The following is a 24,572-nucleotide window of genomic DNA, read 5'->3' as shown; positions in this document are numbered from 1 at the left end:
GTTTTTAGCTTAATAACAAAGGAGGGGAAATATGAAAAAACAATATGAAAAACCAAGAATTTTAATAGAGGATTATAGTATGTCAGAAATTTGTGCTGGTAGTCCATGCGAAGAAAAACTTAACTTTGCTGATGGGAATGTATGTCACTCATGGCTTACAATAGGTGGAGAATATTTATTTAACACGGCAAATGATGATTGTTTAGGAGGCTGGATGGATGATCCTGAATTTAAATTTGATGGGGTTTGTTATCATGGACCTGAAAATAGAAACTTCTTTACTTCATAGAATTTAAATATACTATAAAAATAGGTATGGTCATGTCTTTTGACATGGCCATATTTTATAGATACACTTTCATAAAGGGAGTAGGGTAAAATGAAATCATATAAAATAGGGGATATTTTAATAGCAATAGACTCAGATATGAAATTTAATGACTATGATATATTAGATAAGTTTATATATATAAAAAATGATGAAGAATATGATGCTTTATATAAAGTTAAAATTTCAAATCCTTATGTTTTTGAAGATGAAAAAATGATATTTAAAAACAGTAAAATGAAAGTATATAAGGATGGAAAGAAAACAAGTAGAGTATATGGTATGAATGATTTATTTGGAGATTATGCTTGTGTTGAATTTGAAAAAGATTCATCACAGTATACCTGTAATATTTATAAAGGAAAAGAAGAGGCATTTTATAGCACAAAACATTTATTAGAACTATTAGTAATGGAAGATTTATTTCTAAAAAATAATAGTATAGTACTGCATTCATCAAATATTCTATTTAAAGATAAAAGTATATTATTTACTGCTCCATCAGGGACAGGAAAGTCTACACAAGCTAATTTATGGAATGAAACTCTAAAGGCAAAGATAATAAATGGAGACAGAGCATTAATTAAAAAAATAGATAATAAATACTTTTCAATGGGCATACCGTTTTGTGGATCTTCTAGCATTTGTGAAAATGAAAGATATCCAATAGGAATTATAGTAGTCTTAAAGCAAGGAAATGAAAATATTATCCGCAAGATAAGTAAGATAGAAGCTTATAAGAGAATTATAAGTGAAGTTACAGTAAATATATGGGATAAAGAAAGTGTATTGAAGGTATCAGATATAGTAGAAGATATAGTAAATAATATAGAGATAATAGAGTTAACTTGTCTTCCAAATGTGGATGCAGTTATTTTGCTTAGAGATTATCTTGAATTGGGGAAAATAAGGGGGAATAGTTGATGCACGAACAGAATACACAACCACAAATAACCGAATATCTATATAGAAAAGCATGTGTAAAAAAAATACCACTAGCAGGGACATTTGAATTATCACCAAGATGTAATTTGAATTGCAAGATGTGTTATGTGAGAATGTCTAGTGAACAAATAAAAAGTAGTGGATACTCAGAAAAGACTGCAGATGAATGGATAGAATTAGGAAAGAAATGTAGAGATGCAGGAATGTTATTTTTATTGATAACGGGAGGAGAACCGTTCTTATTAAAAGATTTTAGGAGAATTTATACTGAATTAGCTAAGATGGGATTTATTATTAAAATAAATACAAATGCAACTATGATTGATAAAGATACAATAGAATGGTTGAGAGAAATACCTCCATCTAGGATAAATATTACTGTATATGGTTCATCAAATGAAACTTATGAGAAGCTATGTAATAATCCAAATGGGTTTGATCAAGTCAGCAATGCAATAGACTTATTAAAAAATGCTAATATTCCAGTTAAAATTAGTATGACTTTAACAGAGTATAATATTAATGATATGGAAGATATACATAAATTTGCAAAAGAAAAAAATATTGAAATTAGAACCACAAGTTATATTTTTCCACCAGCAAGAAAAGATAAAAGTAAGGTTGGCGTTGGGGAAAGAATGTCATCTGAAAAAGCAGCATGTTATGAATTTATTGGTGAAAAGTTAAGATTAAGTAAGGTTGGGTTAATTAAAAAATCACAAAACATGAAAAATATGGTTAGTTTAAGAGAAGAACAAATAAGACAAGGGGAGAGTAAACTTATACCTATGTCTTGTAGAGCAGGAAGATGTACATTTTGGATAAATTGGAAGGGCGAAATGACACCATGTGGTATGATGAATTTTCCAAAATCAAATCCATTTGAAATTGGATTTGAGAATGCTTGGAAAGAAATATTAGATGAAACGAATAAAATATTTTTACCTCAAGAATGTAGTGTATGTAATTTGAAATCCATATGTCATGTTTGTCCATCAGTGGCATATGCTGAGACAGGTGAATTTGATAAAAAGCCTACTTATATTTGTGATATGACAAAATCTATATATGAAGAAATGTTAAAATCAGTTGAATAAAAATGAGTAGATAAATGGGAGGTGGATTATAGTGAAAATTAAGAAAGATTTTATTAAGAGAGAAATAGCAGGGGACTATATATTAGTACCAATAGGAAATACAGCAATAGATTTTAATGGACTTATAACAATGAATGATGTGGGAGCATTTATTTGGGAAAACTTAGAATCAGTAGAAAATCAAGATGAAATGCTAAAGAAAATTCTATCAGAATATGAAGTAGATGAAAAAACAGCAAAAGTAGACATGGAAGAATTCTTAGATATACTTAAAAACGCAGATATAATATAAAAAACTATTCTAAAAAGGGCAATGAAAATTGCCCTTTTCTAGTGCTATAATTTAACTAGGTAGAATCACAAAAAGAGAAAATTTACACAGAGATAAAGGGGTACACAAAAATGTTACCCCCTTCAAGAGGGAGAAATATGAACAAAATACACAAAGATTTTTTACAACTATTAAAATCAAGCATACAAAACCAAAAACTACCAACACAAATATCACCAAACTGGCAGGAAACACTCAAACTAGCATCCATACACAAAGTAATACCACTAATATACGAATCATCATACAAAACAGAATCATTCAAAAAAACAGAACAAAACTTTCAAAAATACTTCAAAACCACATCCATGCAAATCATCTACAGTCAAATTCAAAGAAGTGATAGATTTTTACAACTATACAAAGAATTCAACAAAGCAGGACTTAAAATTCTTGTATTCAAAGGGATCATATTAAGAGAGCTATACCCAATTCCAGATGAAAGAATATCTGGAGACGAGGATTTATTAATCAAAAAAACAGATTTAAAAAAAGCTGAAGAAATATTACAAGGCAATGGTCTAGAAAGAGTTTTATCTCAGGAAGAAGATGAAGATGTGTATCATTATTTTTGTCATAAAACAGGTCTTCATCTAGAACTACACACTACTTTGTTTGGTGACAACTCAGAGATTTACAAAAAAATGGATGGAATTTTTTCCACTGTTTTTGATGATTCAGATACTGTTACCATAAATAATGTGGAAATTAACACATTCTCATTGGACGAGCATTTATTGTATGTGATTTGCCACGCAATGAAGCATTTTGTCTCATGTGGTACTGGAATTAGGCAAGTTTGTGATATTACCATGTATATAAATAAATATGACAATCAGATCAACTGGGATTATATTTGGAAGGAGATAACTAGCCTTGGTTATGATACTCTGTTTATGAATTTTCTACAGATAGGTATAGATTATTTAGGATTGGAAGAAAGTAAAATAATGTATAACCAGAATAAAGATAAATACTATATAAACACAGAAAATCTTATCCAGGACATAATGGACGGTGGAGTTTACGGAGCTAGCACACAATCAAGACTAAATGCAGCAAACATGTCTCTAGATGCTATAAATAAAGAATCAAAATCAAAAATAAAATCAAACTTGGCAGCAATATTCCCAAAATCAGATAACCTAAAAGGGCGATACAAATACCTGGAAAAATACCCTATATTGCTACCGGTGGCATGGGGGAGTAGGATTTTTACCTATACAAAGGAAAGAGGTAGTTTGTCTAGTGTGGGAACAACTGCAAAAGAGACCATTGCTGTGGGAAATCGAAGAATAGATTTATTAAAAGAATATAAACTAATATGAGACTATAAAATAAGGTGGAGAGAATGAATAATAGTGAATTTAATGCTAGAGATGGCAAAGAAATTGTACCTATAATGGAAGAAATAATAAATAATGGTGGTCAGTGTAAACTAAGAGTAACAGGGTACTCCATGACACCAATTTTAAAGCACTTTCGTGACAGTGTGATTTTAACATCTACTGATAATAGGCCAATAAAGAAAGGTGAAATAATATTTATACAAAGGCAAAGTGGTCAGTATGTATTACATAGAGTAATGAAAATCATAGACCAAGATACCTTTATTATAAATGGAGACGCACAGCAGTGGACCGAAATTGTGAGAAAGAATCAAGTTATAGGAGTTTGTTGCAAAATTATAAGGGATAACAAAGAAATATCATGTGACAACGTAATTTATAAAAATATAATAAAAATATGGCAAATGTGTATGCCTATAAGGCATGTTATATTTAATATAAATTCTCTTATAAAAAAAGTCAGGTAGATTAATGTTATCTACCTGACTTATAAAAAAGCACTTAAGTCTGATTGAGTCTGAAATTTATATAACTAGTAATTTAGCTTTATGTTACTATCATCTTTTAAATATTCATTATCCTTCATATCAATATCATCATAAATAAAATCATGTAACACACTCACAGAGTTCAAATCGTATAACCAAACCCAGCCAGCATCTTTATAAGTTCCACCTTTAACATGTACATCATCAATAATAGGGAATTGACCTTGTTTAATATTTTTAATAGCTCCAGTAGAATAGGCATTGGTAGCCATATCAAGAACTTGTGAAGAAGTAATGTTTGTTGAGTAATATGGAGAAAGTTTATTAAGAAGATCTTGGGAACTGGAAAGTGATTCGTTTTTTATATCCCTAAGAACTGACATCAATACTTCTCTTTGTCTACCATCTCTATTTATCGCATTGTCCGAATATCTAATTCTAGTATAGGCAATGGCTTGGTATCCATTTAGTTTTTGTCTACCTGTTGAAGTTAGAAGTTTCATTTCACCTTTGTTTTCATATGTACAACTTTTATAAGATGCTGGAATTAGAGCATTTACGGCATCTAGCTCATGTTCTTCTACACTTACTGTGACCCCATCCAACTCAAATATAATATTCATTAAATTATCAAAATCCACTTGAATATATTTATACAACTCAATTCCAAAATTCTTTTCTATAGTTTTAAAAAGCAATTCTTCTTTGCCCCAAAAGTAAGCTTCATTTAACTTCCCTTTTCCGACACCTGGAATATCAACATATGTATCACGAGCAAGTGAAGTTAGTTTTATACTATTATGTTTCATATCTAGAGTTGCAATAATCATGCAGTCAGATCTAAAGCTACCTTCATTTTCTCTACCATCAGTCCCTAGCAATAAAATATTTGTAATCCCGTTGTTGGCATTGCTTTGAGCTGTTGAAGTTTCTTTTTTCTGTTTTGTTGTAGATTGGATAGCAAAAAAAGTAATGATTGGTATAGTTACTAGTAACAAAACTAGTATTATAATTATTCTTTTTAAATTGAAATTTTTTTCTTTGTGAGACAAGATAAACCTCCCTTTTTTTATGAGTAAATTTTATCATTATTATAACATGATTTATTATATGGCAAGTACAGTAAACTCTTTATTTATATTTCACCACATAAGAAAAAGAGCCAACCATATATCAAAATGAATTTATTTTAATATAAGTTAGCTCTTTTTTAATCTTAAGCAAATTTTTTATAAAATGATTATAGTTTTATCAATAAATATTAATTTGAAACTATAATATTATGTCCTTCTTTCCTAAACCTATCAACCAAATCTTCCTCAATATGGGAATCCGTAACAATACAATCCACCTCATCCAGAGGACAAACCTTATAAAGAGAAACCTCATCAAACTTAGTACTGTCAGATAAAACAACAACCTTCTTTGCGCAGTTCATCATTTTATTATGAACCATAACTTCAGCCATTCTTTGATCTGTAATACCATTATCCAAAGATACACCACAAGTTGTTAAAAACATTATATCTAGATTTATTTTATCCAAAATCAAAGTGGCAAGATCAGAGATAAATGAGTTTTCATCTGGTGTAAGTACACCACCTGTTGCTATAACAGTAAACCCTTTTTTATTAGCTAGTTCATGGGCATTTACTAAAGAGTTAGTAACTATAGTAAGGTTATTAAATTTTTGTTTTAAAACCTTAGCCAACTCATAAGAAGTTGTTCCAGAGTCTAATCCTACAGATTGCCCTTCTTTTATCAGTTCTGCAGCAGCCAATGCAATTGAATGTTTCATTTCTGAATTTTGGCATTGTCTAACATCAAATGATATGTAGTTATCATCATCTTGTTTAACAATTGATTCTTTGTTTGCTTTAGGTATGGCTCCACCGTGAACTCTATCTAATTGACCTACTTCATCTAAATATTTAAGATCTTTTCTAATAGTTTCTGAAGAAGCGTTTAGTAGTTTTTTTAATTCGTTTGTTTTTACGATGCCTTCACTTTTCAATTTATCAAGTATTATGGCATATCTTTCTTCTGCTAAAATATTTACCGCCTCCAATCTATGTTCCTATTTAAAAAACTATAAAGATAAACACCAATAAATTGCGTTTAATTGTATAATTCAATTTTTATTATAAAATATATAAGGGATTATTGCAAATTAATAATTAAAAACCAATAAAAAACAATAATTAACACTAAAAAACAAATTTTTCACAGAAAAACACAAAAAAAGACTTGAAAAGACAATTAAATCCAATTATAATAAAAAACATAGAAAGACGAGTACATAAAAAACTCAACAAAGAAAACGATTTACAAATCGATATGGAGGTTTACAATGGAGACAAGCGCAAAAGGTTTACAAACAGGAAAGTACGCAGCTAACAGATGGTTTACATTTGCAATACTAGTGTTAGGTGCAGGAACTATATTCAAACTTAGTTCATTAAAAGATGCATTTTACGTACCAATGCAACAATATATGGGATTAAATCATACTCAAATAGGTATGGCATTATCAGTATATGGAATAGTACAAACAGTAGGACTAATATTTTCAATTTATTTATCAGACAGATTCTCTAAGAAGTATATGATATCTTTCTCACTAGTTGGGGTTGGTTTAACAGGTATTTATTTATCTACATTCCCTCCTTATGCAGGATTCTTAGCAGCATTTGCTATACTTGCAATATTTGGTGAAGTTGTTTATTGGCCAGTTCTTTTAAAAGCAGTTAGACTTACAGCTACAGAAGAAGAACAAGGAAGAATATTTGGTTTTTTAGAAGCAGGACGTGGTGTAGTTGATACAATAGTAGCATTCTCAGCTTTAGCAATATTCACAGCTATGGGATCAAGTGCTACAGGTCTTAAAGGTGGTATATTATTCTTCTCAGGTGTAGTTATAGTAGTTGGAATAATATCATTTTTCTTAGTACCACATGATGAAATAAGAGAAACAAACGATTCAGGTGAAAAAATAGGTAAAAATGCTGCAGCATTCCAAGGTATGATGCAAGCAATAAAAATGAAAGAAATATGGGTAGTTGCTTTCACAATATTCTCAGTTTACTGTGTTTACTGTGGACTTACATACTTCATACCATTCTTAAGTGATATATATGCAATGCCAGCAGCTTTAGTTGGAGCATACGGAATAATAAACCAATATGGGTTAAAAATGGTTGGTGGACCAGTTGGTGGATTTTTAGCTGATAAGGTTACAAAATCTACTTCTAAATACATAAGAGCGGCATTCGTTGTTGCAGCAGTTGCGATGACTGTAATAGTAATGTTACCTCATGAAAAAATGAATATATACGTAGGTATGACATTAACATTGGGATTTGGAGCTATAATATTCACAATGAGAGCAGTATTCTTCGCTCCAATGGATGAAATAAAAGTTCCAATAGAAATAAGTGGTGCAGCAATGTCAATAGGTTCTTTAATAGGATACTTCCCATCAACATTTGCATACACTTTATACGGAAGTATGTTAGATAAAGCTCCAGGACTTGCAGGATACAAAATGGTATTCATAACAATGATAGGATTCTCAGTAGTAGGGTTCTTCATAAGTTCTTACTTAGTAAATGTAATTAAAAAGAAACAACAATCTGCTTAATAGTAGTTGGTATAAATTTAGTAAGGGTATAACCTGTGAAAATTTTCACAGGTTTATGCTCGATTATTATAAAAATTTTATTATACAAGAAATTATACTTTATATTATAATAAAAATACATAGAGGGAGAAAAATTATGTCAGGCATAAATATTAAAGGATTTAAAGGAAATAAAAATTGGTATAAAGGTAATTTACATAGTCATACAACAGTATCAGATGGAAAGTTAGAACCAAAAGAGGCAGTTGAGCTATATAAAGAAAACGGTTATTCATTTATGTGTTTAAGTGAACATGATATATATACAGATTTTAGAGATGAATTAAATAGTGAAGGATTTATATTATTACCAGGAATAGAATGTTCAAGCGTTTTATATGATGAAAATTACGAAAGAAAGAAAATTCATCATTTACATGGAATACTTGGAACAAGTGAGATGCAAGAAAAAGCAAAAGATAACTTGTTTAAACATATGGAAACGTTAGATCACCCACCTTTTGAAGGTGCAAAAACTGCACAAGACATAGCAGATTTAATGGCTAAAAAAGGATGCATATCAACTTATAATCATCCATTATGGTCAAGAGTAGATCAAGAAGATTTTATAAATACTAAAGGAATTTTTGCTCTTGAAATATATAACCATGGAACAGTTCTAGAAAGTAATACTGGTTATGATACTACTCACTGGGATACTATGTTAAGACAAGGAAATAGAGTATTTGCCTTTGCATCTGATGACAACCATAACGAAGATTTCTTACCAGATTCATTTGGTGGATGGATAATGGTAAATGCAGAGTCTCTAGATCATGATAATATAGTAAATGCATTAATAGAAGGAAATTATTATTCTTCTTCAGGACCAGAAATATATGATTTTGGAATAAAAGACGGTGTTGCATATGTAGAGTGCTCTCCAGTAAATCATGTACACTTTATGTCAGGAAATGCAATAAATGGAGGTTTTTCTTATTGGGGAGAACCAAAAGAAGACAGCCTTACAAGAGCCGAATTCAAACTAAGAGGTAACGAAACTTATATAAGAATAGAATGTGTAGATAAATACGGTAAAAAGGCTTGGAGTAATCCAATATTTATGGATGACTTTGAAATTTAAAAATTATAGCAGTTAAGAGAGGTAAGTATGGAAAATTTGGGAGTTTTTTTGAAACAACTTGCTAGTTTTTTATGGGGGGATTGGCTACTATATACTCTACTAGCAGTAGGGGTTTTATATTCATTTGCAACAGGGTTTATTCAGTTTAGAAAATTCCCATATATTATTAAGCAAACATTATTTAATCCTATAAGAGAAAAATCAAAAGGTGGAGAATCTAATTCTAAAGGAAATGTATCTTCATTTCAAGCAATGTGTGCAGCACTTGCAAGTTGTGTAGGTAGTGGAAATATTATTGGTGTTTCTACAGCTCTTGTTTCAGGAGGAATAGGAGCAATTTTTTGGATGTGGGTAGCTGCATTTTTAGGTATGGCAACTAAATATGGAGAAATAATCCTTGGTATTATTTATAGAGAAAAAAATAATAAAGGAGAGTATGTAGGTGGCCCTATGTACTACATCTCAAAAGGTTTAAAACTACCTGTATTAGGTAGTATAACAGCCATACTTATGACAGTTCAAATAATAGGTGGTAATTTTATACAATCTAATGCTATTTCAGGAGTAATGAAAAATACTTTTGAAGTTTCAACTATAATTACTGCAGTAATATTATGTACAATAATATTTATTATAGTATCTGGAGGATTTAAAAGATTAGCAAGTGTAACTCAAAAAGTTGTCCCAGTAATGGCCATATTTTATATTTTATTTGGTTTATTTTTAATAATATTAAATATAGATAAGGTTCCAGGTGTGTTTGCAGAAATATTTAAAAGTGCATTTACATTTGAAGCAGGGGTGGGAGGTATAGCAGGTCATACAATTAAAGAAGCTATGAGATTTGGTGTAGCTAGAGGGCTATATTCAAATGAAGCTGGTGAAGGATCGGCACCTGTAATACATTCAACGGCCAACGTTTCTCATCCTGTAGAACAAGCTATATTTGGAGTAACTGAAGTTTTTATAGATACAATAGTAATATGTACAATAACAGGATTAATCTTAGGATGTACAGGAGTGTTAGATAGTGGAGCACATCCATCTGTATTAGTTATTAATGCTTTTGGAACAATACATCCATTATTAAAATATGTAGTATCTGTAAGTTTAATATCTTTCTCATTTACATCACTTATTAGCCAGTGGTATTTTGGTTATGTAGGACTAAATTATGTATTTGGAGAAAAGATTGCTCTAAACTTTAAGTATGTGTTCCCTATGTTTACTATAATAGGAGCTTTAGTTAGTATAGAAATGGTATGGACAATACAAGACTGTGCTCTTGGATTATTAATATTACCAAATCTTCTAGCTCTACTAGTTTTATTACCAAAAGTAAGGCAAGCTACAAAAGAGTATTTTCAACAAGATTTTATAAAAACTAAAAAAGCAGTAAATCAGTAGACCTCAATTAGATTGAGGTTTACTTTTTTGAAAAATATGGATGTTTATTATGATACAAAATATAAAGAAAATAGTGACATCAGAGGTGTATACCAGGCTTAGCTCTAATTGGAGCAACACTAATTTTTCTTATAATAGCTAAAATGTCTATTTTTGCAGCTGCTATATTATCAGTAATATTTACAAATGTGTTGTTGTCAGCTAAGAAAATTAGATTTAGAATTAGAGGATTTGCAAAATAATGGATGGATTTTAACTTATAAAAAATATAATGAAAAATGATATTGTATAATAATATAAAGCAAGAAAATAAAATTGAATAAATTATAAAATAAAATATCAATATATGAATTATTAAACATATATTGATATTTTTTTAGAAAAATTACTTGATACGCCTTTTTATATTTACAAATATTGTAAATTTAGACATAATTTATTATATGGGGTATTGTGAAATAATTATGAAAAGGGGGAAGAAATGAATAATTTTAATGAAAAATATGGTGAGAGGCAGATTATAAAAAGAGGTCAATGGGCAGATACTTATAGAGCTGTAAATTCTATAACACAGGATATAATTACTTTAAAAGTTATAGTTAATAATAGCAATAATAAAGAATATATAGATGATCTACGAAAAGAAGTAAGAATCCTAAAAGATATGGAAAATCCTAATTTAATTTGCATAAATACTGTGGGAAGCATCGTAGGGGAAGAAAACTCGTATCCTTATATAGAATGTGAAAATTTCCCTGGCATAAGTTTAAAAGAAAAATTACAAGCTGGAAAGCTTAGTGGAGTAGAAGCTATTAAAATACTTAAACAGGTTGCAGAAGGGCTAAAAGAGTTTCATTTCAAAAGTATTGTTTATGGAAAGTTAAGTTGTGACAATATATATATTGATGAAAATGGTACTGTAAAAATAGATACTCTAGCTTACTTAGAGGAAAAAATTTTAAATGAACCTTTAGAAGAAGAGTTCAATGAAGAAGAAGATATTTATTCTTTAGGAGTTATTTTATTTGAATTACTAACTAAAAATACTAATTTTAAACCAGGAAAATGTAAAAATGAAATTTATGACGAGGACTTATTATATATAATTGATAAATGCACTAATAAAAAATTTAGTATATATGAAGATTTAAATAAATTTGTAGCAGATGCCGATGCTTACTTAGAGTATATTAAGGAAGGTGCTGCTGTTGATACGCAAGAGGAAGTTCTAATTGAAGAAGATGATGAAGAATACGAAGTAGAAATTAAGAAAAATTCTTATAAAACTACACCATTACAACTAATAATAAGGTTAGGAGTTTGTCTTTTAGTATTCTTAATATTGGCAACAACTATTAATGGTGGAAGTTTATTTAATAATAAAAAGAAAGAGGAAACTGCAAGTGCTAAACCACCTGTACAACCTGTTGTTACTAAGCTAGAAGAGGAAATACTAGAAGATGAAGAACCAGTAGATGAAGAAGCTACAGAAGTTAAACCAGCCTCAAATGACAAGGATAATTATAGTGAACCAGTTTATAATAATACTGATGATAATTCCAATAACAATGATACATCGAATGATTACTATCCAAACAATGGGAATAGTAATAATAATAACAACAATAATAACGGAAATAATTCTGGTAATACTGGAAACAATAGTGGAGGACAATACCCAGGAGAAGATGATACAGATAATCCAGGTGGTGATACAAACAATCCAGGAGACGGTTCAGGGGAAGAAACTCCAACACCAGAGCCATTGCCAGATCCTAATCCAGAGCCAACACCAGATTCAGGAGACAGTGATATAGGACTAGAATCAGAAACTGAATAGATAAAAATAAAGTAAGGGTATTATGCTAATGATACTCTTACTTTATTTTGACTATAAAGTAGCTAATATAAATTAAATATTATATCGTTTCTGTAAAAATTAGGTTAAATTTTTCCCCGAATGATAAAAATATGTTAAAAAACAGTACATTTATATACTATTTAAATTCTAATGATATATAATCCAACTTAAACATAAAATTTTTCAATGTTTAAGGGGGTACTAACATGAAAGGTCAGAATAAGGATATCTTAGTAGTAGGATTTGCATTATTTGCTATGTTCTTTGGAGCAGGAAACTTAATATTTCCTCCCTATTTAGGAGTAGTATCAGGAAGTGACTGGTTAGTAGGTTTTACAGGTTTTGTTTTGGCAGATGTTGGATTAGCATTACTAGCCATATTAGCATCAGCTAAGTGCCAAGGTGATATCAACAAAGTCTTAATTAGAAGTGGTAAAACGTTATCATTCGTATTAGCGACAGCAATAATGATTTGCCTTGGTCCACTTTTAGCAATACCTAGAACAGGAGCAACAACATTTGAAATGGGGATGGAACCAATTTTTGCGGGTTTTAATCCTGTTATATTCTCCATATTATTTTTTGGATTGACATTAATACTTACAATAAAACCATCCAAAGTTGTAGATATTATAGGACAATATTTAACTCCAGCTTTATTAATTGCTTTAATATTTTTAATAATAATGGGTGTAATACATCCACTTGGAAATTTAAATGAACCAGCAGTTATAAATCAAGTTTTTGCAGAAGGTATATCTCAAGGATATCAAACAATGGATCCTCTTGGAGCCATAGCATTATCTGCAGTTGTTATAATATCACTTTCTCAAAAAGGATATAATGATGAATCTGAAAAAGTAAAATTAACATTAAAAGCAGGAATTGTGGCAGGTGTAGCATTATTCATAGTTTATGGAGGTCTTACATATTTAGGCTCATCTGTGGCACATCAATTCAAAGGTTTTAGTCCAAGTGAGATAAATCAAACATCACTAATAGTTAGTATAACAGAGCAGTTACTAGGTCAACCAGGAAAAGTAATACTTGCAATAATTGTAGGACTAGCATGTTTGACAACAGCCATAGGTCTTACTTCTGCAACAGCTCAATACTTTACTAAAATTTCTAAAGGAATGATAAAGTATGAAGCTGTAGTAATAGCTGTTTGTGTATTTAGCGCATTTGTATCTAATTTTGGAGTAAGTACTATAATATCATTTGCAGAACCAATATTATCAATTATTTATCCTGCTACTATAGTTCTAATAATAATGACTTTATTCGGACATAAAATTAAGAATGATAATTCATTCAAAGGGGCAACATATATGGCATTATTAGTGAGCATACTTACTGTTGTAGATGGAATGGGAATTAATATTTCGTTAATAGAAAAATTACCATTCTATGACTTAGGATTTAACTGGATTGTTCCAGCTATAATCGGAGCTTTATTAGGTAATTTTATACCTCAGAAGAATGAGCCAGAGTGTGATCTTCTAGATAGTGCACAGTAATAAATACTATACAATAAATTTAATAGCCTAAGAATAGGATTATATTCTCAGGCTATTTAGATAAATTTTTATTTAAACTCATAATCAGTAGAAGCAATTTTTAACATATCAGGGATAGTTAAATTAGTTTCCACATAAGGTTTTATCTTATTATAAATCTCAAAATATTTGCTAAAACCTAAATCCTTTATATTTTTAACTAAAGAAAGAATAGCCTCCTTTTGTTTATTACTATCTTTGGAAACAGCACTAACATAAGCCATTGCTTGATATTCGTTTATATTTTGTTCACCAGGTGAAGTTATCAATTTCATTTCACCTTTGGAACTATCTTGGAACTCTGCATAAAATTTGGGGATTAGGTTATTAATAAGCTTCATATCTTCTGATTTTATATTAACATTAATATCACCTAAAACTGAAACCACATCCATTAATTCTGATGTATCCACTTGCAAAAACTTATCTAAATTCATATTTATATTCTTTTCAATATTATTTAGCAAATCTTCCATATTACTTCTGTCAAAGTAGCCTGTGTTTGTAACTGGTGTTAATTGAATATTTTTATTGGTAGTATCTACTGAAGCAACTACCATAGAGTCAGATTTATCATCTAGAAGTAGGATGTTTGTAGTATCTTTTGAAACTTCATCTTTAGATGAACTTATATTTGAGTTATTATTAGCAATATCCTCTTTTACCTCTGTGGAAGAAGGTAAGCTATTAGATTTTTTCTGTGAAAATAAATCTGCATAAGCTACAACTCCTATTATTACAAAAATTAAACTCGTTGATATAATGATAAATTTTATTTTTTTTAAAAGTTTTGACAAGGTAATTTCCTCCTCTTACAAATAGTTGTAATAGGATTATGGGAAAAAATCTCAAATTATATAACACTTTTTAGATATTTATTTGCTCAAAATCCTTGCCTAAAATTTCATGTCGCTCAGACAAAATTTATATATAGTTTTAGCTTAAAGAATTATCTCTATTTTTATCAATAACTAACACGAAAAATTAAGTTAATAGCAAAAACACTTCTAAATATTAAAATTTTATATATAAATTAAAAAAATGTAGAAAAATGTATAAAAATGTATTGACTTCAAAAAGGAAAACGGTTATTTTATATTTAAGGACAAGTTATGGACATGACAAAAAAGAATTATGAAGGAGTTTGATTATGGAAGCAAATTTAAAATCACCACAAGTAAAAGAAGAAAAAGATAGTTTTTTTAACAGATTTCTAAACAAAATTGAAGTTATGGGAAATAAACTACCTGATCCAGTTACAATATTCTTAGGATTCAGTATAGTAGTTTTAATAGCTTCAAGTATAATTGCTAATACTGGAAATGGATTATCAGTTGTTCACCCAGGAACAGGAGAAACAATAGCAGTAGTAAACTTACTTAGCAAAGAACAATTACAATTACTTTTAGCTAGTGTAGTATCTAACTTCCAAGGATTTGCACCACTTGGATTAGTTTTAGTAGTTATGATAGGTGCAGGTATGTGTGACAAAGTTGGACTTATGGAAGCTGCTATAAAAGCATGTGCTAGTAAAATATCTGGAAAATCAGTTACTTTAGTAGTAATGATACTAGGTATGCTTGCTAACCTTGCATCAGATGCAGGAACTATATTATTACCACCACTTGCTGCAATAGCATTCTTAGGGGTTGGTAGACATCCACTTATAGGACTTTTCGCAGGATATGCAGCAGTTACTTTAGGATTCTCAGCAAACGTTATAATAAGTGTTGTTGACGTATTAGTGGCAAGTTTCACTATACCAGCAGCTCAAATGATGGATCCAAATTACACTGGAAATGCAACAATGAACTTATACTTTATGATAGCTTCAACATTCATATTAGCAATACTAGGTACAATAATAACTGAAAAGTTTATAGCACCAAGATTTGGGGAGTACAAAGGTGAAGCTAACCTAGATGTAAATTCAGATTTAACAAAAGAACAAAGAAAAGGTTTAAAATTAGCAGGATTTGCATTATTAGCATGTGTAGCAGTTTTAGTAGCATTATCAATAGGTGGAACTAATTCATTCTTAGCAGACCCTGAAACAGGAGATTTATTATCAAATAACGCACCATTTATGAAGGGTATGGTTCCAATAATGGCATTATTATTCTTCATACCAGGTATAGTTTATGGTAAAGTTACTGGACTTATAAAAAATGATAAAGATATAGTTTCTTTAATGGGTAAATCTATGGCTGACATGGGAAGTTACATAATACTTGCTTTTGCAGCATCTCAATTCTTAAAATTATTTGAACTTAGTAATCTAGGTATAGTTTTATCAGTAAAAGGAGCTGAATTCTTACAAAATGCAAATATAAGTGGAGTACCACTAATAATAGGATTTATAATACTATGTTGTATAATTAACTTATTCATAGGTAGTGCATCAGCAAAATGGGCTATAATGGCACCGATATTTGTACCAATGTTTATGATGTTAGGATACTCTCCTGCATTAACTCAAATGGCATTCAGAATAGGTGATGGTATAACTAACCCAATATCTCCATTATTTGCATACTTCCCAGTTGTATTAGCCTTTGCAAGAAAGTACGACAAAAATGCAGGTATGGGTACAATAATGTCAAATATGATACCGTTCTCTCTAAGTTTCTTAGTAGTTTGGTCAGTATTATTAGCAATATTCATGATGTTTGGATTACCACTTGGACCAGGAGCATTACCTACATATGCAATGTAATTTGAATAAATTTTAAAAAGGGCTGTGTTTTTTCACATGCCCTTGTTTTAAATAGATTAGGAGAGAAGATTATGTTAAATAAAGATAGATTAATTAACAATTTTATAGAAATGGTTAAAGTAGATAGTCCTTCTTGTAAAGAGCTAGAAATGGCTAAATTCCTTGTAAACTACCTTAATGAAAGAGGAATAGAAGCTAAAATAGACGATGCAGGAGAAGGATTTGGCGGAAATACAGGAAATGTAATAGCTCATATAAAAGGACAAGATAGCGAAAATCCTATATGTTTTGCTGCTCACATGGACCAAGTTATGCCATGCTTAGGAGTAAAGCCTGTAATAGATGGAAATTTAATAAAAACTGATGGAACTACTACTTTAGGAGCAGATGATAAAGCAGGAATAGCAGCTATATTAGAGGCACTTGAGTGTGTGTTAGAAGATAAAGTTCCTCACAGGGATATATACTTATTATTCACAGCTTGTGAAGAATCAGGATTAAATGGAGCGAAAAACTTTAAATCAGAAAATCTACCATGCAAAGATGTGGTAATTTTAGATGCAGGTGGAGCAACAGGTGTAATAGCTTACAAAGCACCAGCTCAAGAAACTATAAAAGTTACTTTCCATGGAAAAAAAGCCCATGCAGGTATAGAGCCTGAAAAGGGTATAAATGCAATAGTAGTTGCTTCTCATGCTATAAGCAATATGCATATAGGTAGACTTGACGAACTTACTACTTCAAACATAGGTAGAATAGAAGGTGGAGGAGCTACAAATATAGTTACAGATGAAGTTACTTTCACTGCGGAAATAAGATCTCATGTACCAGAAAGATTAGCAGAAGAAATAGAACATATGAAAAAATGTTGTGTGGATGCAGCAGAAAAATTCAATGCAACTTGTGAGTTTATAAATGAAAATGCATATCCAAGTTTTGAGTTAAGCAAGGATAGCTATGTATTTAAATTAAGTGAAGAAGCAATAAGAAAAGTTGGTATAGAGCCAAATCCTATGATAATAGGTGGAGGAAGTGATGCCAACATTATAGCTAATTTAGGATATAGATGTGCAATATTAAGTGTTGGAATGTATGAAGTTCATACAGTTAATGAATATGTTAATACAGATGAAATGTACCAAGCTGCACAAATGGTATATCATATGATGGCTTTATAGGGTTTATATTGCCATAAAATTTTTAGAAAGACATGGAGAAATATAATGAACATAAATGAATTAAAACAACGTTGTTTAGAAGAAATAGACAAAAATAAAGATAAAATAATAGAAGCTGGGAGAAAGATTTATTCTACTCCAGAGCTTGGATTCAAAGAAGTTGAATCTACAAAAACAGCAAGCGAATTTTTCAAAAGCTTAGGTGTAGATATTAAGGAAAACATAGCAGTAACAGGATGTATGACTTCTTTAAATAAAGATAAAAATGGTCCTAAGATAGCTGTTATGGGAGAGTTAGACTCTGTAATGTGCCCTGAACACAAAGATGCTAGTGAAATAGGAAACATGCACTGTTGTGGTCATAACATACAAGTGGCTGGAATGTTAGGATGTGCTTTAGGTATTGTAAACTCTGGTGTTTTAGAACATTTAGATGGTCAAATAGACTTTATGGCAGTTCCAGCAGAAGAATGTATAGATTTAGAGTTTAGAAAAACATTACAGGACAAAAATGAAATCAAATATGTAGGTGGAAAACAAGAACTTTTATATAGAGGATATTTTGACAATGTGGACATGGCAATGATGTTCCATGCTCAAAATTTTGAAGATAACAAAAACTGCATAATAAAATCATACACAAATGGTTTTATTGCAAAATCAGCAACTTTTGTAGGTAAGTCTGCTCATGCAGGTATATCTCCACATTTAGGAGTAAATGCTTTAAAAATGGCAACACTTGCAACAAATAATATAGATTCTCAAAGAGATACTTTTAAAGATGAAGATAAAGTAAGAATCAGTTCAATAATAAATCATGGTGGAGATGTTGTAAATGTTGTTCCTTCTAGAGTAACTATGGAGTTTATGGTTAGAGCAGCTACAGTAGAAGCTATGATGGATGCAAATGAAAAAGTAAATAGATCTTTACACGCAGCAGCTTTAGCTCTTGGAGGTAAAGTTACAATAGAAGACTCCATAGGATTTTTACCATTAGATTCTGACAATACTATGGACTCAGTTTTCAAAAAGAATTTCGTAGAATTAATGGGTGGAGATGATAGTACAATAACAGATGTTGTCGTAACTGCTGGTTCTACTGATTTTGGTGATTTATCACAATTAATGCCAGTTGTTCACCCTTGGATAGGTGGTGTAAGTGGAGCTCTTCATACTCAGGATTACAAAATGGATGACGAAGAGTTAGCTTATATAATTCCAGCTAAGGCCATGGCAATGACATTAATAGATTTACTTTATGATGATGCAAAAACAGCAAAAAATATAATCAAAGGTTTTACCCCAAAATTCACAAAGGATAGTTATCTAGACTTTATGGAACAAAATACAAATACTTACACTTTTGATTATATGAACTAATTACCCCATAAATATAGAGTGGTTTAAGTATTATATATTAAATAATGAAAGATAGAATATTAAAAGGGCTCTCACATAAATGAATTGTGCAAAGCCCTTTTTTATTTTATAGATTTAGAATTAAAATAAAATCTCTGTAAGATTTTTAGGCCTTCCTTTGCCATGGCTAGTTTCCTTGGCAATAACTCGTCCCAAATCACAAGATATTATTTTCTGTAGAATTCTTCTGGCACTTCTTTCGCTTAAATCTAACAAATCAGCCAGCTCTTTTGAATCATATATATTGCTTTTTCTAGTTTCATTTAAAGCCATGATTTTAACAATAGATTCACAGCTAAGTCCAGTAGCTTCAGATATTTGTATTAGTTTTTCATCAGATACTTTAAGAGAGTAGTTTAACTCTTTTTCTTTACCTAAAGGTCCAATCATAGTATCATTCTCGTCTACCATATATATATGAGATGATTTGGAATCTATAGATTTAATCAGAGCTTTTCTTGCATTTGTTTCAGCTTGATAAGAAGTTGTACCTATTCCAAGACCTATGTTAAGATAAAAACCAATATTTTTAATATCCTTAGATAATTCCAATAACTTGTTGTAGTTTTCTTTATCGTAAATAGCACCTTTATTGGCAAATACTATATACTCATTACGGCCAAATGGAAATAATGAACCTTGGATACTTCTAACATAATTTATAATAAATTTATCCATATCTGATTTTTTTATCATATTAGAATAGTAGTATTCTATATCATTTTTATTATCTGAAAAACTTAAGATTTCCACTGCAATTTGAGAATATTGAGCTTTATTTAAGGCATATTTACTTTTTAGTTGTTTGTAGGCCACTTTAATTAAAGGGATAGTAGGTTCCAATCTATATACAGGATAGCCTTCTTTTTTTAGCTCGCTATAAACATCACTAAAACCAGTAATCATTACATCAGTCTTACCTTGATTATACAAATCTTTATGCCATTGAATAGCTTGGTTTTCATTTCTTTGTTCACTAAATGGATTACTATATAAGTTAGTAGGCTCAATGGAAAAATCTTTTATTATATCTTCTAATACTTCATTTTCTATAACGTCTATACTTATCTTGTCAAAGTTAGCATTATCTAACTTTATTTCCCATAAGGCTTTTACAATACTTGTACCACCCCTGGATACAAAATCATAAGGTTTTTTTATATCGTAATGCTCTTTTACATATTCACTTACAGCACATCCAGTAAATAAAATGGCATCACATTCATTTTCACAATCAGCAATTACTTCTAAAGTGTCTTCAACTTTTTCTCTAATATATATTTTAATTTCCATGTGTGGATCTATCTCTTTTAAGCAGTCTTTTATTTTTGTACTTGAAAATAAAGGACCAATTATTCCTATTATCATTGACTTCACTCCTAATAATAATTTACGTCCATATATTATTTTACCATATATTGAAAACTATTATTAGATGGTTTGAAAAAATGCTATATAATTATATTGAGTATAAACTATATAATTATATTGAGTATAAAAAAGAAGAAAAAGGGGTTATTATGAAGAAAAAGATTTATATGCTAGGAGTTTTGATATTAATTTTCATATTAAATCTAATTAATTATATAGTAGAAACTCAATATGGTGTAAATTTAGTTGAATATTTTACTATATCAAAGCCATTAACAAAAGAGGAACAACAATGGTTGAAAAATCATGGAGATATAATTTATGGAGCAGATAAAAATGCACCACCTCTTAGATATGTGGATACAGATAATCAGTATAAAGGGATTTTTATTGATTATTTAAACTCTTTATCCATAGAAAGTGGCTTGCAAATTGAGGTAAGGCCTTTAGTTTGGCATAAGGCACTAGCAGAGTTAAAAAACGAAAATACAGATATATGTGATATGTTTCCAAGTATACAAAGGTCAAAAAATTATTTATTTAGTAATCCGATTTATAAGTTAAGAGGAGTTATTGTAACTAATGAGGGTAATAAAGATATAGCAAATATTGGGGATTTGAAAGATAAAACAATAGCAGTTCAGTTAGGAGACTATACAAATGAATTTTTAGAAGACAATGTGACAAATGCTAAGTATATTTATGTAGCAGATATAAATGAGGCTTTGAAATTATTAAAAAATGGAGAGGCTGATGCTGTAGTTGGTGATGAACCAGTTTGTAGTTATTTTATTCAGGAAAATAATTATAAAGATGATTTAAAAATAGTAGAAAAAGCAATATATGAAAATGATGTGGTTTTGGCAGTTCCTAAAAGTCATGAAATGTTAGTTAATATTATAAATAAGGGAATTTACTCTTTAAATAAAAATAACATAATGGAAAAAATGCAACAAAAATGGTTCGGTATTTCTGCAACCATGACTTATACAGGAGAAAAGGAAACTTATTCAGCTAAGATCGTACTAAGTATAATTTTTATTTTTATCTTATTCACATATTTATTTTGTTTGATTAATAGATCTTTGAAAAATGCAGTTACTGATAGAACAAAGGAACTTAATAGAAGTAAAAATGAGCTACAGGCAGCATTTGATGTTTTTAATAGGAATATTGTTATTGTAGATAGTAGAGGGCGTATTTTAAATGGAAATAGAGCTTTTTATGAATATTGTAATTTTACAAAGGAAGAGTCTTCTAGCAAGAGGGTATATGAAATAGATGATATGTTTAAATATGTTTGGGAGACTATTGATGTGAAAAATAACAAAGAAATACCTTTTGAATTTAATTATAATAATAGAATTTATACAATTCATGTAAGAAATATAAAGGATATAGATCAGTTAAAAAATAATAAAGATGAAGAAAATAAAGCTTATGATATGCTAATCACAGTAGAGGATATTACAAATAGAAAGGCCACAGAAAAGCAATTGTTACAATCAGAAAAAATGGCGGCTATTGGTCAACTTGCTGCTGGTATTGCCCATGAAATAAGAAATCCTCTAGGCGTTATTAGAAATTACTGTTATCTTCTAAAAGGGAAAAATGCTAGGCAAAATGAGGAAATCTATCAGAAAAGTATAGATAATATTGAATTATCAGTAGAAAGAGCCAGTGGTATTATAGACAATCTTCTTAATTTCTCTGCTATTTCAGGAGATGAATTTAAAGAAATTAATATAAGAGAGTTTTTGCTTTCCATTTTACAACTTGAAAAAAAATCAATGAAAGAGATGAATATAGAAGCAACTTTATCTTGTGAAAATATATTTATTAATACTAATGAAGAAAGCTTAAAACATATTTTTATAAATTTAATTACTAATGCTGTTGACTCCATGCCAAATGGTGGAATTATAGAAGTTACTTGTATTAATAAAGATCCTGTTATACAAATTGATATTACTGATATGGGGATTGGTATTGAAAAACATAATTTAGATAATATATTTAATCCATTTTTCACAACTAAAAATCCAGGAAAGGGAACGGGATTAGGACTTTTTATAGTCTATAATGAGGTGGAAAAACTTGGTGGAAGTATTAAAATAACTAGAAGTGAAATAAATAAGGGGACAACATTTAGAATTGAAATACCTATAAAGGGGGATTTGATTTAGATGTATAAATTTAAAATACTTGTGGTAGATGATGAAGTACAATATCAAGAAGTTATAAATATGATTTTGCAAAGTGAAGGATATGAAACTAAAGTGGCCAATAGTGGAGAAGAAGCTTTAGAAATACTAGAAAAAGAGAAATTTCAACTAGTTTTAACAGATTTAAAAATGAATGGAATGGATGGAATTCATTTGTTGGAAGAAATAAAAAATAATTATGTGGATACTTATGTTATGTTAATTACTGGTTTTGGAACTATAAAAAATGCTGTGGAGGCAATGAAAAAGGGAGCTTTTGGATATTTTATAAAAGGAAATAACCCAGGAGAGCTTTTAAGGGAAATTGAAAAAATTAAAGTAGAGTGTGAAAGTGTTGAGAAAGTTGAAAAAGTAAATGATAAGTTTTTACTAGATACTAAAAACTATAATTTTAGAAAAATCATAAAAATTGCTCAAAAAGCAGCCAGTGCCGATGTAAATGTGCTTATAACAGGAGAATCAGGAACAGGAAAAGAAGTAATGGCTAGGTTTATTTATGAAAATAGTAAAAGAAAGAATGAAAAATTTGTGGCAGTAAATTGTCAATCTTTATCAAGTTCTTTGCTAGAATCTGAATTATTTGGTCATGAAAAAGGATCTTTTACAGGAGCAACGAATAGAAGAATAGGTCGTTTCGAAGAAGCACATGGTGCAACTTTGTTTTTAGACGAAGTGGGAGAAATTGATTTAAATACTCAAGTAAAGCTGCTTAGAGTTTTGGAGAATAGAACTATAGAAAAAATTGGGAGCAATAAACCTATAGATGTGGATTTTAGATTAATTTGTGCTACTAATAAGGACATTAGAGAGGCCATAGAAAACAAAGAATTTAGAGAAGATTTATTTTATAGAATAAATACTATTTCTATTCATTTACCATCATTGAAAGAAAGAAAAGAAGATTTACCAATGTTAATTAACTTCTTTCTGAAAAAATCTTCTGCCAAATACAATAAAAAAATTGTAAAGGTGGAAGGGGATGTGATGAATTATCTTTTGAATTATGAGTATAAGGGAAACATAAGAGAGTTGAAAAATATTTTAGACAGACTTGTGGTTTTATCAGACAATGGAATTATTCGAAAGGAACTTGTATCCACAAATGTTTTAGATAATAAAGAGGATGAATGTAGCAACTTTTTGAAATTGGAAGATATTAAACCTTTAAAAGAAATAAAACAAGAAGCAGAAGCAAATTATATAAAAAAGGTACTAGATAGATTTAATGGTAATATTACAAAAAGTGCTGAATATTTAGAAATTAGTAGAAGACAACTTTTTAATAAAATAGTGGAGTATAACGTAAAAGAAGATTTATAGTGTGAAAAAAATTACATACTTAGTAGGAAAAATATTTCTAGGTGGAAAAAAGTTGCACATTTATTTGATAAAATGTGAGACTTGCTGGAAGTGTTTTTCCTTTTTTACTTACTAGCATATTATAATACTCTTACGCTTGTGGAAAACTCCTATATCTAAGTAATAGAGATACGTTTGAGAAATAGTAAAAAAGTAAATTTTGAGCAACGGAGTTG

20 protein-coding genes are annotated in these 24,572 nt (G+C 29.7%); 16 read left to right on the top strand and 4 right to left on the bottom strand.

Annotated features, from left to right (window positions below):
• Positions 1-31 precede the first annotated feature (31 nt).
• The 6 genes from QX51_RS06610 to QX51_RS06585 all read left to right on the top strand — a co-directional run bounded on the left by QX51_RS06610 (position 32) and on the right by QX51_RS06585 (position 4,517).
• Positions 32-289 carry a hypothetical protein gene (locus tag QX51_RS06610; protein WP_039679105.1) on the top strand — a complete coding sequence of 86 codons (258 nt, stop codon included), beginning with the start codon at positions 32-34 and terminating at the stop codon, positions 287-289.
• 90 nt (positions 290-379) lie between these two features.
• A complete protein-coding gene (locus QX51_RS06605; RefSeq protein ID WP_039679104.1) occupies positions 380-1,252 on the top strand; it encodes a hypothetical protein in 873 nt (290 codons plus the stop codon).
• Positions 1,252-2,370, top strand: a complete 1,119-nt coding sequence (locus QX51_RS06600; protein WP_052232919.1) for a radical SAM/SPASM domain-containing protein — start codon at positions 1,252-1,254, stop codon at positions 2,368-2,370. The genes QX51_RS06605 and QX51_RS06600 overlap by 1 nt, the downstream gene beginning before the upstream one ends.
• Positions 2,371-2,401: 31 nt before the next feature.
• A complete protein-coding gene (locus QX51_RS06595; RefSeq protein WP_039679103.1) occupies positions 2,402-2,662 on the top strand; it encodes a PqqD family protein in 261 nt (86 codons plus the stop codon).
• A 137-nt stretch (positions 2,663-2,799) separates the two neighbouring features.
• On the top strand, positions 2,800-4,029 hold the full coding sequence (locus QX51_RS06590) for a nucleotidyltransferase domain-containing protein (protein ID WP_039679102.1): 1,230 nt from the start codon (positions 2,800-2,802) through the stop codon (positions 4,027-4,029).
• Between the two features lie 23 nt (positions 4,030-4,052).
• A complete protein-coding gene (locus QX51_RS06585; protein ID WP_039679101.1) occupies positions 4,053-4,517 on the top strand; it encodes a S24/S26 family peptidase in 465 nt (154 codons plus the stop codon).
• A gap of 65 nt (positions 4,518-4,582) precedes the next feature.
• Here the strand turns inward: QX51_RS06585 and QX51_RS06580 are convergent, their stop codons facing one another.
• The gene (locus QX51_RS06580) at positions 4,583-5,590 is read right to left on the bottom strand and encodes an LCP family protein (protein WP_039679100.1); all 1,008 of its coding nucleotides are present in this window, start codon (positions 5,588-5,590) and stop codon (positions 4,583-4,585) included.
• 209 nt (positions 5,591-5,799) lie between these two features.
• A complete protein-coding gene (locus QX51_RS06575; protein WP_052232918.1) occupies positions 5,800-6,606 on the bottom strand; it encodes a DeoR/GlpR family DNA-binding transcription regulator in 807 nt (268 codons plus the stop codon).
• 282 nt (positions 6,607-6,888) lie between these two features.
• Here QX51_RS06575 and QX51_RS06570 point away from each other — a divergent pair, with 282 nt between their 5' ends.
• The 5 genes from QX51_RS06570 to brnQ all read left to right on the top strand — a co-directional run bounded on the left by QX51_RS06570 (position 6,889) and on the right by brnQ (position 14,089).
• On the top strand, positions 6,889-8,178 hold the full coding sequence (locus tag QX51_RS06570; protein WP_039679099.1) for an MFS transporter: 1,290 nt from the start codon (positions 6,889-6,891) through the stop codon (positions 8,176-8,178).
• A gap of 136 nt (positions 8,179-8,314) precedes the next feature.
• A complete protein-coding gene (locus tag QX51_RS06565) occupies positions 8,315-9,301 on the top strand; it encodes a PHP domain-containing protein (RefSeq protein ID WP_039679098.1) in 987 nt (328 codons plus the stop codon).
• Positions 9,302-9,328: 27 nt separating this feature from the next.
• On the top strand, positions 9,329-10,708 hold the full coding sequence (locus tag QX51_RS06560) for an alanine/glycine:cation symporter family protein (RefSeq protein ID WP_039679097.1): 1,380 nt from the start codon (positions 9,329-9,331) through the stop codon (positions 10,706-10,708).
• A 481-nt stretch (positions 10,709-11,189) separates the two neighbouring features.
• Positions 11,190-12,548, top strand: a complete 1,359-nt coding sequence (locus tag QX51_RS06555; RefSeq protein ID WP_039679096.1) for a protein kinase domain-containing protein — start codon at positions 11,190-11,192, stop codon at positions 12,546-12,548.
• A 227-nt stretch (positions 12,549-12,775) separates the two neighbouring features.
• Entirely contained in the window at positions 12,776-14,089 is a 1,314-nt protein-coding gene (gene brnQ / locus QX51_RS06550; RefSeq protein WP_039679095.1) for a branched-chain amino acid transport system II carrier protein, read from the top strand.
• 68 nt (positions 14,090-14,157) lie between these two features.
• On the opposite strand, the gene QX51_RS06545 is transcribed toward brnQ, so the two are convergent.
• Positions 14,158-14,925: an LCP family glycopolymer transferase gene (locus tag QX51_RS06545; RefSeq protein WP_039679094.1), complete on the bottom strand. Its 768-nt coding sequence runs from the start codon at positions 14,923-14,925 to the stop codon at positions 14,158-14,160.
• A gap of 353 nt (positions 14,926-15,278) precedes the next feature.
• On the opposite strand from QX51_RS06545, the gene QX51_RS06540 reads away from it, so the two are divergent.
• From QX51_RS06540 to QX51_RS06530, 3 genes are all read left to right on the top strand, one after another.
• Complete coding sequence (locus tag QX51_RS06540; RefSeq protein WP_039679093.1) at positions 15,279-16,844, top strand: AbgT family transporter; 1,566 nt, start codon at positions 15,279-15,281, stop codon at positions 16,842-16,844.
• 71 nt (positions 16,845-16,915) lie between these two features.
• Entirely contained in the window at positions 16,916-18,022 is a 1,107-nt protein-coding gene (locus tag QX51_RS06535; RefSeq protein ID WP_039679092.1) for a M20/M25/M40 family metallo-hydrolase, read from the top strand.
• A 45-nt stretch (positions 18,023-18,067) separates the two neighbouring features.
• Positions 18,068-19,402: an amidohydrolase gene (locus QX51_RS06530; RefSeq protein WP_039679091.1), complete on the top strand. Its 1,335-nt coding sequence runs from the start codon at positions 18,068-18,070 to the stop codon at positions 19,400-19,402.
• A 120-nt stretch (positions 19,403-19,522) separates the two neighbouring features.
• Here the strand turns inward: QX51_RS06530 and QX51_RS06525 are convergent, their stop codons facing one another.
• The gene (locus QX51_RS06525; RefSeq protein ID WP_039679090.1) at positions 19,523-20,809 is read right to left on the bottom strand and encodes a hypothetical protein; all 1,287 of its coding nucleotides are present in this window, start codon (positions 20,807-20,809) and stop codon (positions 19,523-19,525) included.
• Between the two features lie 152 nt (positions 20,810-20,961).
• Here QX51_RS06525 and QX51_RS06520 point away from each other — a divergent pair, with 152 nt between their 5' ends.
• Complete coding sequence (locus QX51_RS06520) at positions 20,962-22,998, top strand: ATP-binding protein (RefSeq protein ID WP_161791908.1); 2,037 nt, start codon at positions 20,962-20,964, stop codon at positions 22,996-22,998.
• Entirely contained in the window at positions 22,999-24,357 is a 1,359-nt protein-coding gene (locus tag QX51_RS06515; RefSeq protein ID WP_039679088.1) for a sigma-54-dependent transcriptional regulator, read from the top strand.
• Positions 24,358-24,572 lie beyond the last annotated feature (215 nt).

The sequence above is a fragment of the Terrisporobacter othiniensis genome (genome assembly GCF_000808015.1).
GTDB lineage: Bacteria > Bacillota > Clostridia > Peptostreptococcales > Peptostreptococcaceae > Terrisporobacter > Terrisporobacter muris.
The sequence above is the reverse complement of the archived record's forward strand: the minus strand, read 5'-3'. Positions and strand labels throughout refer to the sequence as shown.